Genomic DNA, 13,322 nt, shown 5'->3' with positions numbered 1-13,322 from the left:
GCTCGCGATAGCGGTGTGACAGTCGACCTCATGGTTGCCTATCTGCCCCTATCGCGAGCAGGCTCGCTCCCACATTGGTTTCGGCTCGGCAGGCTCACGGAACAGAATCACCCTGCTGATTGAACTGCAACGCTGCCAATCGCGCATACAGCGCGTTACTGGCCACCAGTTCCCTGATGGGTGCCCACGGCGACTACTTTGCCCTGGTCCATCACCGCGATCCGGTCGGCATTTTTCACCGTGGCCAGGCGGTGGGCGATGACCAGGGTGGTGCGATTTTTCATCAGGCTGGGCAGCGCTTGCTGGATCAAGTGTTCGCTTTGCGCGTCGAGGGCGCTGGTGGCTTCGTCCAATAGCAGGATCGGTGCGTCCACCAACAGCGCTCGGGCGATGGCCAGACGCTGGCGTTGACCGCCGGATAACCCCAGACCGCCGTCACCCAGGTGGGTCTGGTAACCCTCCGGCATTTTTTCGATGAAATCGTGGGCATGGGCGATCTGCGCGGCTTCGCGCACCTGCTCGGACGTCGCCTCGGGGTTGCCGTAGCGGATGTTCTCTTCAACCGTGCCGAAAAACAGCGCCGGATTCTGCGAAACCAGGGCGAAATGGCGACGCAGGTCCAGTGGATCGAGCTGGGTCAGCGGCACATCATCGATGAGAATCCGCCCTTGCGCCGGGTCGTAGAAGCGCAGGAGCAAGTCATACACCGTGGATTTCCCGGCACCGGACGGCCCGACCAGGGCCAGGGTCTCGCCAGCCTGGACGCTCAGGTCCAGGCCGTCGACCGCATAGCTGTCCGGCCGGGACGGATAAGAGAAGCGCACGCCTTCGAGACGTAAATCACCCCGTACCCGCTCAGGCAGAGTCACCAGGCCAGAAACCGGCGGCTGGATGATGTTTTCCGAGCGCAGCAATTCGGCAATGCGCTCAGCCGCACCAGCCGCCCGCTGCAACTCGCCGATGACTTCGCTCAGGGTGCCGAAAGCGCTGCCGACGATCAGGCTGTAGAACACAAACGCCGCCAGCTCACCACCGGAAATCCGTCCGGCGATCACATCCATGCCCCCGACCCAGAGCATCACCCCCACCGCCCCCAGCACCAGCACGATCACCAGTGTGATCAGCCAGGCCCGCTGGGCGATGCGCTTGCGGGCGGTGTCGAAGGCCTGCTCCACGGTCACGGCAAAGCGCCGTTCATCCTGGACCTGATGGTTGTAGGCCTGCACGGTTTTGATCTGGCCGAGGGTCTCGGAGACGTAGCTGCCGACATCGGCAATGCGGTCCTGGCTCTGGCGCGACAGGCTGCGCACCCGCCGCCCGAATATCAGGATCGGCGCCAAGACCAACGGCAGCGCGATCACCACGATACTGGTGAGTTTGGGGTTGGTGATGAACAACAACACAATGCCGCCGACCACCATCAAGGCGTTGCGCAAGAATAGCGACAACGACGAGCCGATCACTGACTGCAACAAGGTCGTATCGGCGGTCAGGCGCGACTGGATTTCCGAGCTGCGGTTGTTTTCGTAAAAGCCCGGGTGCAGGTACACCAGATGGTTGAAGACCTGCCGGCGGATATCGGCCACCACTCGTTCGCCAATCCAGGACACCAGGTAGAAACGGGAAAAAGTGCCGATCGCCAATCCCACCACGAGCACCATGAACAGGCCAATGGACTGGTTGAGCAGGTGCGGGGAGCGCGTCATGAAGCCCTGGTCCACCAGCAACCGGATGCCTTGCCCCATGGACAAAGTGATTGCGGCGGTGACGATAAGGGCCAATAAGGCGCCAGCAACCTGCTTGCGATAAGGAGCAATGAAGCCACTGGCCAGGCGTATGGCACGGCGTTGTTGGGAAGAGAGCATCAGAAGCATCCGATAATGCAGCAGGAAATGGACCGCCCGGCGACACCGAAGCGCAGCGGAACTTGGTTGAATCAGAATGAGTCAGGTTAAATATGACCGTAGCGACTAGAGGCTAGATGTTATCGGTCTAAAGTCTGGCTGGAAACGCGACCGTGTTTCTGATTGAGTGGAGCTGTCGCCATGAACCTACAAGGAGTGTCATGGCTCGGTCACCTGGCGACACTAAAATAGGCACACAACCTGATGAGGAGACAGGCCATGTCCTTGCAACACAGCAGCGACGACAAGATTCAAGTGATCCGCACGCAACCGGACCAGTCTCTGGGCTGCTCGTTCATCGACGCCCAAGGGCGCGAAGTACCGATCACCGAAGACATGATCCAGAAAGCCTGCAGCGAGCTGGAAAAACGACTGGTCAAGCCTGCCGAACAAAAGTGATACAGCCCGTCTTCATTGAACCCGACCATGATGTCGGGTTTTTTATGCCCGCAGCCTTTGCGGGCTCCTGTGACCTGTCGCTTGTGGGTTGGCTCTTGTGGCGAGGGAGCTTGCTCCCGCTCGGCTGCGCAGCAGACGCCAGGTTTTGGGCCTGCTTCGCAGTCCAGCGGGAGCAAGCTCCCTCGCCACAAAAGCGATCCACGATTAAAGGCTGGTGGCGCCCAGAGCGCTCACGATCTGTTGCAACGCCGGCGACTGCCCCTCGATGCGAACCTTCAGGCTATCGATCTCCCGACGCGGCGGATAATGCTTGCGCAGGGCATCGAAAGCGCTGCGTTGGTCGCTGACCGTTCCCACCAGGCTGCGACGAAAATCCGCGTCGTCACGACGTGGGTCATACACGCCACGGCACAACATCGCCAGCGCCCAGGCCGGATCAGTGTCAGCGTCCAGCGTGATGCCGCCCAGCCATGGCCGGGGCAGCAGATCGCTCAACCGGACCGCAACCGGTTGCTCGAGGAATGCGCACAAGGATTCGTAGATCTGCGCCGTACCACGCTGGCGACCATCGAGGCTGTAGCCGGCAATGTGCGGGGTGGCGATCACGCACAGGTCGGCCAGATCCGCATCCACGCTCGGCTCATGCTCCCAGACATCCAGCACCGCTTGCAGGTCTTCGCGCTCCAGCAGCACCTCGCGCAGCGCCGTGTTGTCGATCACCGGTCCACGGGCTGCGTTGATCAGCCAGGTACCGGGCTGGAGCCGGCGCAGGCGCTGCTCATCGAACAGGTGCCAGGTCGGTTGCGCGCCGTCGCGAGTCAACGGTGTGTGCAGGCTGATCACATCGCACTGCTCGATGATCTGTTCCAGACTCACGTAGTCGCCGCCTTCGGCAGCCTGACGGGGTGGGTCGCAGACTTTCACCGTCCAACCCAGGCCCTTGAGCACCTCAACCAACCGCCCGCCCACCTGCCCGGCACCGACCACGCCAAAGGTGCGTTGCTTGAGGTCCGCGCCTTCGATTTCAGCCAGGGTCATCAGGCTGCCCAGCACGTAGTCCACCACGCCACGGGCGTTGCAACCCGGGGCGCTGGCCCAACGAATACCGGCCTCGGCGAAATAATCCAGATCCAGGTGATCGGTGCCGATGGTGCAGGTGCCGACGAACTTCACCTTGCTGCCTTCCAGCAGCGTGCGGTTGACCTGGGTGACGGAGCGCACCAGCAACACATCGGCCTGCTCGACCATTGACCGGTCAATCCCCCGGCCCGGAACCCGGCGGATCTCGCCAAACCCTTGGAAAAACGCATCGAGCAGGGGAATATTTTCGTCGGCGACGATCAGCATGGCAGAGCTCCTTTGGCGGGATGGGCAGTGTAGGCGTTCCGTTAGGCCTGTGCATTACCCGAAGCAAATGATGTTGTGGCGAGGGGATTTATCCCCGCTGGGTGCGCAGCCCCCCAACGACTTTGCGACTGCTGCGCAGTCGAGCGGGGATAAATCCCCTCGCCACAAGGTATTCGCAAGCCAGCTAAACGATTACAAATCCACAACACAGGTTTTTTCCTGACCACTGTGTCAAGGCGTAGAATGCGCCGCCTCGCGCTTATTTTTTCGGACGTTTCGCCTGTGAATCCTGTGATCGACCACGCCACCACCCTCTCCCGCCCGGCCCGGGTTCGCCTGGAGCTCAAGACGCTGCTGGCCCTGGCATTGCCGATCATGGTGGCGCAGCTGGCGACCACTGCCATGGGCTTTGTCGACGCGGTGATGGCCGGCCGGGTCGGACCACGGGACCTGGCGGCGGTGGCACTGGGCAATTCGATCTGGGTGCCGGTGTTCCTGTTGATGACCGGCACACTGTTGGCCACCACGCCGAAAGTCGCCCAGCGCTTCGGCGCCGGCACGTTCGACGAGATTGGTCCGCTGGTGCGCCAGGCGTTGTGGCTGGCGCTGGTGGTGGGGTTGATTGCCACGCTGGCGCTGCTCGGCGCCGAACCGATCCTGCACATCATGAACGTGGACCCCGAACTGATCGGTCCTTGCATGGAGTACCTGCAAGGCATCGCCACCGGCCTGCCGGCGGTGGCGCTGTATCACGTGCTTCGCTGCTTCAGCGACGGCCTGGGCCGAACGCGACCGGCGATGGTCCTGGGTTTGTGCGGGCTGGCGCTGAACATTCCGCTCAATTACATCTTCATTTACGGGCATCTGGGCCTGCCCGCCATGGGCGGCGTCGGTTGCGGCTGGGCCACGGCCCTGGTGATGTGGTTCATGGCCCTGGGCATGGCCGGTTGGGCGCGCTGGGCGCCGGCCTACCAGTCGAGCCGGCTATTCAACCGCTTCGACTGGCCACAATGGACCGTCATCAAGCGCCTGCTGGGTATCGGCCTGCCGATTGGCATCGCGGTATTTGCCGAATCGAGCATTTTTGCGGTGATTGCCCTGCTGATCGGCAGCCTCGGCGCCACCGTGGTGGCCGGGCACCAGATTGCCCTGAACTTCAGCTCCCTGGTGTTCATGATTCCCTATTCGTTGGGCATGGCTGTGACGGTGCGGGTCGGCCAGGCCCTGGGCCGGCGCCAGCCGCGCGAAGCGCGCTTCGCCGCCGGAGTCGGCATGGGTACGGCGCTGGCTTATGCCTGCCTGTCGGCGAGCCTGATGTTCTGGCTGCGCGGGCCCATCGCGGCGATCTATACCGGCGATCCGGTGGTGATCGAAGTGGCGTCGATGTTGATCGTCTATGCGGCGTTGTTTCAGTTTTCCGACGCGATCCAGGTCACGGCGGCGGGCGCGTTGCGCGGCTACCAGGACACCCGGGTGACGATGATCCTGACGCTGTTCGCCTACTGGGGCATTGGCCTGCCCGTGGGTTACATCCTGGGCCTGACCGACTGGCTCGGCACCGCCAGCGGTCCGAGCGGGTTGTGGCAGGGCCTGATCGTGGGCTTGAGCTGCGCGGCGCTGATGCTGTCGATCCGCCTGGCACGCAGCGCACGCAAGCAGATCCGCATCAGCCGTTCGGCGGACTAAGCGAGCTTTTTGCGGATCCAGTAGCGGTAGGTGCCATCGACCTCGTCCTGGGCCACCAGTTCGTGGTCGAGGAACACACAGAACTTGGGAATGTCGCGACGGGTCGAGGGGTCGGTGGCAATCACCTTCAACAGCCCGCCGGGCATCAGGTCGCGGATGTGCTGGTGCAGCATCATCACCGGCTCCGGGCAATTGAGGCCGGTGGCATCCAGCGTGCCGTCGACCGGCGTATCGTTCATTTCACTCATGTTCTACTCCTGAAACTGGCGGGCATTGTCGCGCAATGTCGGTGCAAGGTCACCTCTGGCTTAACACTGCCCCCTGTGGGAGCGAGCCTGCTCGCGATAGCGTCGGGCCACCCAACATCGATGTCCACTGATGCACCGATATCGCGAGCAGGCTCGCTCCCACAGGGATTTCATTGCCTTTCAAGCGCTAGCGGGACTTGGGCTTTTTGGTGTCCAGCCGCCGCAGATGGCACGTCACTTCCTCACGGTCGTGGTACAGCTGCTTGCAGCCGATCTCGACCTTGATGCCCCGGGCCTTGAAGCCGTCGGCGATACGTTCGAGCAGGCGTTTCACTTCGGCGTAACGCTGCTTCATCGGCAGCTTGAGGTTGACCACCGCCTCGCGGCAGTGCCCTTCGCCGATCCACTCTTCCAGCATCGCCGCATTACGCGCCGGCTTCTCGACGATGTCGCAGACCATCCAGTCCACCGGCTGCTTGGGCTTGAACGTAAAGCCGTCCGCCATCAGATGCTGCACCAGGCCAGTGTCCATCAGGCTTTCGGCCATCGGCCCGTTGTCGATGGCCGTCACCAGCATGCCGCGGTTGACCAGTTGCCAGGTCCAGCCGCCCGGCGCGGCGCCTAGGTCCACACCGGTCATGTCGCTGTGCAGGCGCTCGTCCCACTGATCCCGAGGAATAAAGTGGTGCCAGGCCTCTTCAAGCTTGAGGGTGGACCGGCTCGGCGCCTCCCGAGGAAATTTCAGGCGTGGAATGCCCATCGGCCACATGGCCGAATTATCGGCCTGCGCCAGGCCCAGGAAGACTTCGCGACCGCTCTTGAAGGTCAACAGCAGGCGTGGCTTGTACGGGTCATCCACCAGTTTGCCGGCGCCGGTCAGCGCCTTGCGCAGCGGCCCTTCGAATTTCTTGCAGAAGTTCGACAGCTCTTTACCGTCATTGGTGTCCACCACCTCCAGCCACAAGCTACCGCAGGTCGGGAAGGCGCTCATGTGGGCCAGGATGACACTGATGCGGTCTGTTTCCGGCAGATCGATGAAGCTGCCACGCGCCCACTGGCGCGGAAAAATCAGCTCGGCGAAACGCTGGCCGTGCATAAGTCGCTCGGCGCCGTCGTCTTCGGTACAGACAAATTCGGCGCAGGCGCTGGCCGGCTTGGCCTTGGCGTAGCCGGCCACGTTCAGCCGTGCGGCGTGTTCGGCGATCTCGGAACAGACCTCGCCTTCGAAGCCTGGTCGGCAGTGCATGAAAAGCGTGTTCATTGAAACTCCGTAGCAAAGCCTGTCACGAAAACCGGCGCATGATAGCGGAGTTCGGAACCCCAAACCCGCTCGTAGAGTCCAGTGATTAGTCATACGCTCAAAACAGGGCTAGGTTAAAGGCTCTGTCCGTCCCGTCAGTCCGTAGCCGTGCGGACTCAAAGGAGTCATTTCAATGCCGTCCCTCGATAGCCTGAAAACCCTTAAAACGCTGCAAGTCGACGCCAGGATTTACCACTATTTCAGCCTGCCCGACGCTGCCCGAAGCCTGGGAGACCTGGACCGGTTGCCCATGTCCCTCAAAGTGCTGCTGGAGAACCTGCTGCGCTGGGAAGATGAAAAAACGGTCACCGGCACCGATCTCAAGGCCCTCGCCGGCTGGCTGAAGGAGCGTCGTTCCGACCGGGAAATTCAATACCGTCCTGCTCGGGTACTGATGCAAGACTTCACCGGCGTCCCGGCCGTGGTCGATCTGGCCGCCATGCGCGCCGCCATGGAAAAGGCCGGTGGCGATCCGCAGCGGATCAACCCGCTGTCACCCGTGGACCTGGTGATCGACCACTCGGTGATGGTGGACAATTTCGCCAGCAGCCAGGCGTTCGAACAGAACGTCGACATCGAAATGCAGCGCAACGGAGAGCGCTACGCCTTCCTGCGTTGGGGCCAGAGCGCCTTCGACAATTTTAGCGTGGTGCCGCCGGGCACCGGCATCTGCCACCAGGTCAACCTCGAATACCTGGGCCGCACCGTGTGGACCAAAGAGGAAGACGGACGGACCTATGCGTTCCCGGACACCTTGGTGGGCACCGATTCCCACACCACCATGATCAACGGCCTCGGTGTACTGGGCTGGGGCGTCGGCGGGATTGAGGCCGAAGCGGCCATGCTCGGCCAGCCGGTGTCGATGCTGATTCCAGAAGTCATCGGTTTCAAACTCATCGGCAAGCTGCGCGAAGGCATCACCGCCACCGACCTGGTGCTGACGGTCACCCAAATGCTGCGCAAGAAAGGTGTGGTGGGCAAATTCGTCGAGTTCTATGGCGACGGCCTTGCCGACCTGCCGCTGGCCGACCGCGCCACCATCGCCAACATGGCCCCGGAATACGGCGCCACCTGCGGTTTCTTCCCGGTGGACGACGTGACCCTGGACTACCTGCGCCTGTCCGGACGTCCGACCGAAACCGTGAAGCTGGTGGAAGCCTACTGCAAGGCTCAGGGCCTGTGGCGGCTGCCCGGCCAGGAACCGGTATTCACCGACACGCTGGAACTGGACATGGGGAGTGTCGAGGCCAGTCTCGCCGGGCCCAAGCGTCCTCAAGACCGGGTCTCACTGCCGAATGTCGGCCAGGCTTTCAGCGACTTCCTGGGCCTGAACGTCAAACCCACCAGCAAGGAAGAAGGCCGCCTGGAAAGCGAAGGCGGCGGTGGGGTCGCGGTAGGCAACGCCGATCAGGTGGGGGAAAGCGAATACGAGTTCGAGGGCCGGACCCATCGCCTGAAAAACGGCGCAGTGGTGATTGCGGCCATTACCTCTTGCACCAACACCTCCAACCCCAGCGTGATGATGGCCGCCGGGCTGCTGGCGAAAAAAGCCGTGGAGAAAGGCCTGACCCGTAAGCCGTGGGTCAAGAGTTCCCTGGCACCAGGTTCGAAGGTGGTCACCGATTACTACAAGGCCGCCGGGCTGACCGAGTACCTGGACAAACTGGGTTTCGATCTGGTGGGTTACGGTTGCACGACCTGTATCGGCAACTCGGGGCCGTTGCCCGAGCCGATCGAAAAAGCCATCCAGAGCGCCGACCTGACGGTGGCCTCGGTGCTGTCGGGTAATCGTAACTTCGAAGGCCGCGTGCACCCGTTGGTAAAAACCAACTGGCTGGCGTCACCGCCCCTGGTGGTCGCCTATGCCCTGGCCGGCACGGTGCGCATCGACATCAGCAGTGAACCGCTGGGCAATGACCGCGACGGCAACCCGGTGTACCTGCGCGATATCTGGCCCAGCAGCCAGGAAGTCGCCAACGCGGTGGCCCAGGTCAACACCAGCATGTTCCACAAGGAATACGCCGCCGTGTTTGCCGGTGATGAGCAATGGCAGGCTATCGAGGTGCCGCAAGCCGCGACTTACGTCTGGCAATCGGACTCGACCTACATCCAGCACCCGCCGTTCTTCGAGAACATCAGTGGGCCGCCACCGGCCATCAACAATGTCGAAGGTGCACGAATCCTGGCTTTGCTCGGCGACTCGGTGACCACCGACCACATCTCCCCGGCCGGCAATATCAAGACCGACAGCCCGGCCGGCCGTTATCTGCGCGAACAGGGCGTGGAGCCCCGGGACTTCAACTCCTACGGTTCAAGACGCGGTAATCATCAGGTCATGATGCGCGGCACCTTCGCCAATATCCGGATCCGCAACGAAATGCTCGGCGGCGAAGAAGGCGGCAATACGATCTACATCCCCAGTGGCGAGAAAATGCCGATCTACGACGCCGCCATGTTGTATCAGGCCATGGGCACACCTCTGGTGGTGATCGCCGGACAGGAATATGGCACCGGCTCGAGTCGGGACTGGGCCGCCAAGGGCACCAATCTGTTGGGGGTCAAAGCGGTGATCGCCGAGAGCTTCGAGCGCATCCATCGCTCCAACCTGGTGGGCATGGGCGTGCTGCCGTTGCAGTTCAAGCTCGATCAGAATCGCAAGAGCCTGAACCTCACCGGCAAGGAAACCCTGGACATCCTGGGCCTGAGCGACGTCGAACTGACGCCACGCATGAACCTGCCACTGATCATCACCCGCGAGGACGGCCGCCAGGAGCGGATTGAAGTGTTGTGCCGGATCGACACCTTGAATGAAGTGGAATATTTCAAGGCTGGGGGGATTTTGCACTACGTCCTACGGCAATTGATTTCAGAATAAAAAGAAGCGTCTTACGAAAACACCGCCTGTTAATAGGCGGTGTTTTCGTATGGGTCTGCCTATAATCCCGCCGGTCCTGCCATCACCATCGCCACAAACGGTTCTTCAGTCTCAAAGGATGTGATATGCCTGCCCTGCCCTGGCCATACCTGGCCTTCCTTTCCATCGGCTATGCCTTGGCCCTGGCCTTCGGCCATCTGGCCTGGACTGCTGCGATCTCGGTCGCGCTGCTGCTGTTCGCCGGGTATGCGGTGCGCCAGCAGCAGACACCGGTCGGGCAGTTTCTCGGCCACGCCCTGTTTGTGGTGATGGCCCTGGCGTTGGCCTTGCACTGGATGCCGGGTTTTTTCAATGGCCGGGCAATCGCGCCGCAACGTTTTACCGACGATGCCGTGCCGTTTGCCATGTACCTGAACCAGGACAAGCCACTGATCGGCTTCTGGTTACTGCTGGCGTGTCCCTGGATCGTCGGCAGGCGCTCGTTTCGCCTGTCGCTACAGGCCACGGCCCTGGGGCTGACCCTGAGCGCCGTGCTGGCGCTGGGCGGGGCGATGCTGCTGGGAATGATCCATTGGGCACCGAAGTGGCCGGAGTCGGCCTGGATATGGGTACTCAATAATCTTTTATTGGTGACGTTGGTGGAGGAAGCGCTGTTTCGTGGCTACATTCAGGGTGGCCTGAGCCGACGCTTCAAACATCTGAACTATGGCGACAATCTGGCATTGGTCCTGGCCTCGCTGCTGTTCGGCCTGGTGCATGCCGGGGCGGGATGGCAATGGGTGTTGCTGTCGGGCATGGCGGGGGTCGGTTATGGCCTGGCTTATCGCTTTGGTGGGCTGGGCGCGGCGATTGCCGCCCACTTTGGCCTCAATCTGCTTCATTTCGCCCTATTTACCTACCCGATGCTGGCGTGATACCGACCGGAAAAATAACTTCAATAAAAACCTGACGACGCCGACAACCTTTCAAAGCCTTGCGGATCTACACACCATGCGTAACAACCAGCCCGTCACACAACGCGAAAGGACCTTCCCGGCCCAACAACGTCTGATTTCCACTACCGATGCCAAAGGTGTGATCACCTATTGCAACGACGCGTTCGTTGAAATCAGCGGGTTTTCCAAGGAGGAACTGATCCGCTCGCCCCACAACCTGGTACGCCATCCCGATGTGCCGTCGGCCGTGTTCGCCCATATGTGGAACACGCTCAAACAAGGCTTGCCATGGATGGGTATCGTCAAGAATCGCTGCAAGAGCGGTGACCATTACTGGGTCAACGCCTATGTCACCCCCGTGTTCGAAGGTAACCAGGTGATCGGCTACGAGTCGGTGCGGGTCAAGCCCAGCGCCGAGCAGATCAGCCGGGCCGAAGCGCTCTATCAACGCATCAATCAGGGCAAGCCGGCGATCCCGCGCAGCGACAAATGGTTGCCGATCCTGCAGGACTGGCTGCCGTTTATCCTGGTCAGCCAATTGAGCTTCGTCGTTGGTGCGTTTCTCAATTCCTCCTGGGGCTTTGCCCTGGCTGCCGTGCTCTCGGTGCCCCTGGGCCTGATGGGCCTGCAATGGCAACAGCGCGGGATCAAGCGCCTGCTGCGTCTGGCCGAGCAAACCACCTCCGATCCGTTGATCGCCCGGATGTACACCGACAGTCGAGGCGTCCAGGCGCGCCTGGAGATGTCGATCCTCAGCCAGGAAGCTCGCCTGAAAACCTGCCTGACCCGGTTGCAGGACACTGCCGAACACCTCAACGAGCAGGCGCGGCAGTCGAATTCGCTGGCCCATAACAGCTCCAGTGGGCTGGAACGCCAGCGAGTGGAGACCGAACAGGTGGCCACCGCCGTCAACGAGATGGCCGCGACGACCCAGGAAGTCGCCAGCCACGTGCAACGCACCGCCGACGCCACCCAGGAAGCCAATCGCCTGACCAGTCGTGGACGCGACATCGCCGGGGAAACCCGTGAAGCCATCGAGCGTTTGTCGGTGGTGGTGGGCGAGACCGGGCAGACCGTGACCCAGCTGGCCAAGGACAGCGACGAGATTGGTGGCGTGGTGGACGTGATCAAAGGCATTGCCGACCAGACCAACCTGCTGGCCCTCAACGCCGCCATCGAAGCGGCCCGCGCCGGAGAGATGGGTCGCGGCTTTGCCGTGGTGGCGGACGAAGTGCGCCAACTGGCGCAACGTACCAGTGAGTCCACCGGGCAGATCCACGCCCTGATCGCCAAACTCCAGCAAACCGCTACCAATGCCGTGCAGACCATGGATGCCGGCCACCGCCAGGCCGAAGAAGGCGTGGCTCGGGTCATGGAGGCGGACGCAGCGCTGGTGGGCATCAGTGAAGCGGTGGCCAACATCACCGACATGACCACCCAGATCGCTGCCGCTACCGAAGAGCAGAGTTCGGTGGCTGAAGAGATCAGCCGCAATATCAGCAACATCTCGGAACTGGCCGACCAGACCTCGGGCCAGGCCCACAGCTCGGCGCTACTGAGCGAAGAACTGACCCGCACCGCCAATACGCAGTATTCACTGGTGGAGCGGTTCAACCGCTGATAGAAGTAGAAGCCTGCCTCATGAAAAACCCGGACAGCGAAAGCTTCCGGGTTTTTTGTTGCCTGACAGGCCGCTATCGCGAGCAGGCTCGCTCCCACAGAGGGTCAAGGTTGCTCATTCAAAGGCATTCCAATTGTGGGAGCAGGCTTACTCCCTCAGAGGGTCAAGGTTGCTCATTCAAAGGCATTCCAATTGTGGGAGCGAGCCTGCTCGCGATGAGGCCTTGATAGTCGGCAAGGAACCTACTGAAGAAACCCGGCCACCCTGCCCGCCGCCGCCTCCAAATGCTGCTCGTGACTAAACCCCGAGGCCTTCAGCGGTTTCAGATCATGATCCCCCGCCACCAGCCACATCACCTCGATACTCGGTGACAGCACGTAACCCTGCACCGCCTCGCGGTTACCCAAGGCATCGCGCTCGCCCTGGACGATCAAGGTCCGGGTCTTCAAGGCTGCCAAGTGCTCGACCCGCGGTTTCTCCGGTTTGCCCACCGCGTAGAAGGGATACCCCAGGCACACCAGGGCATCAGCTTTCAGCTCATCGGCCAGCAAACTCGCCATGCGCCCGCCCATGGACTTGCCGCCAATGGCCAACCGCCCAGCGACATAAGGCCGCACCGTGGCGTACACCTCACGCCAGCATTCCAGCAACTTGGGAGCCGGGTTCGGCGGACGCTTACCGCCGTCCAGGCGTCGTTGAGCCATGTAGGGAAACTCAAAACGCAACACGTTGATGCCATGCCCGGCAAGGCGCGCGGCCATTTCGTTCATGAACCCGCTGTCCATCGGCGCGCCGGCGCCATGGGCCAGGATCAGGGTCGGTGGCTCGGCGCTGACACCCGTTTGCGCCGCCGTCCATAGCCAACCGTGTTCGGCCACACATCGCGCCCATTGATCCCCGTCAATACTGGCCTTGTGCTGTTTGTCCATGCTTGCCTCGCTTTTAGTCTGCCTATAACTCCAGGCGAAGAATGCCGCGCTGCCTTGCGCAAGCGCTCACTTCGGCTG

At 61.8% G+C, this 13,322-nt stretch carries 9 protein-coding genes and 1 pseudogene; 5 read left to right on the top strand and 5 right to left on the bottom strand.

Features of this window, described 5'->3' with window-relative positions:
- Positions 1-94 precede the first annotated feature (94 nt).
- Positions 95-1,874 (bottom strand): annotated as a pseudogene (locus PSH91_RS09215) (ABC transporter transmembrane domain-containing protein).
- Positions 1,875-2,123: 249 nt separating this feature from the next.
- Here PSH91_RS09215 and PSH91_RS09210 point away from each other — a divergent pair.
- Complete coding sequence (locus PSH91_RS09210; RefSeq protein WP_003199629.1) at positions 2,124-2,303, top strand: PA1571 family protein; 180 nt, start codon at positions 2,124-2,126, stop codon at positions 2,301-2,303.
- Between the two features lie 204 nt (positions 2,304-2,507).
- Here PSH91_RS09210 and pdxB read toward each other — a convergent pair whose 3' ends face one another.
- Positions 2,508-3,650 (bottom strand): 4-phosphoerythronate dehydrogenase PdxB, encoded by a 1,143-nt coding sequence (gene pdxB / locus PSH91_RS09205; protein WP_188252450.1) that lies wholly within the window; start codon positions 3,648-3,650, stop codon positions 2,508-2,510.
- Positions 3,651-3,932: 282 nt separating this feature from the next.
- Here pdxB and PSH91_RS09200 point away from each other — a divergent pair, with 282 nt between their 5' ends.
- Positions 3,933-5,336 carry an MATE family efflux transporter gene (locus PSH91_RS09200; RefSeq protein WP_076386715.1) on the top strand — a complete coding sequence of 468 codons (1,404 nt, stop codon included), beginning with the start codon at positions 3,933-3,935 and terminating at the stop codon, positions 5,334-5,336.
- Here the strand turns inward: PSH91_RS09200 and tusA are convergent.
- Positions 5,333-5,584 (bottom strand): sulfurtransferase TusA, encoded by a 252-nt coding sequence (gene tusA, locus PSH91_RS09195; protein ID WP_047227197.1) that lies wholly within the window; start codon positions 5,582-5,584, stop codon positions 5,333-5,335. The genes PSH91_RS09200 and tusA overlap by 4 nt on opposite strands.
- Positions 5,585-5,771: 187 nt before the next feature.
- Entirely contained in the window at positions 5,772-6,845 is a 1,074-nt protein-coding gene (gene rlmM / locus PSH91_RS09190; protein ID WP_305467930.1) for a 23S rRNA (cytidine(2498)-2'-O)-methyltransferase RlmM, read from the bottom strand.
- Between the two features lie 172 nt (positions 6,846-7,017).
- Between rlmM and acnA the strand changes: the two genes are divergently transcribed.
- The 3 genes from acnA (at position 7,018) to PSH91_RS09175 (ending at position 12,315) form a co-directional block, all read left to right on the top strand.
- The gene (acnA, locus tag PSH91_RS09185) at positions 7,018-9,759 is read left to right on the top strand and encodes an aconitate hydratase AcnA (RefSeq protein ID WP_305467928.1); all 2,742 of its coding nucleotides are present in this window, start codon (positions 7,018-7,020) and stop codon (positions 9,757-9,759) included.
- Positions 9,760-9,884: 125 nt separating this feature from the next.
- A complete protein-coding gene (locus PSH91_RS09180) occupies positions 9,885-10,673 on the top strand; it encodes a CPBP family intramembrane glutamic endopeptidase (protein ID WP_288916380.1) in 789 nt (262 codons plus the stop codon).
- Positions 10,674-10,749: 76 nt separating this feature from the next.
- A complete protein-coding gene (locus PSH91_RS09175; protein WP_076385612.1) occupies positions 10,750-12,315 on the top strand; it encodes a PAS domain-containing methyl-accepting chemotaxis protein in 1,566 nt (521 codons plus the stop codon).
- A gap of 242 nt (positions 12,316-12,557) precedes the next feature.
- Here PSH91_RS09175 and PSH91_RS09170 read toward each other — a convergent pair whose 3' ends face one another.
- The gene (locus tag PSH91_RS09170) at positions 12,558-13,244 is read right to left on the bottom strand and encodes an alpha/beta family hydrolase (protein ID WP_047227192.1); all 687 of its coding nucleotides are present in this window, start codon (positions 13,242-13,244) and stop codon (positions 12,558-12,560) included.
- Positions 13,245-13,322: the final 78 nt, after the last annotated feature.

The organism is Pseudomonas sp. FP1154, assembly GCF_030687245.1.
GTDB lineage: Bacteria > Pseudomonadota > Gammaproteobacteria > Pseudomonadales > Pseudomonadaceae > Aquipseudomonas > Aquipseudomonas rhizophila.
The sequence above is the reverse complement of the archived record's forward strand: the minus strand, read 5'-3'. Positions and strand labels throughout refer to the sequence as shown.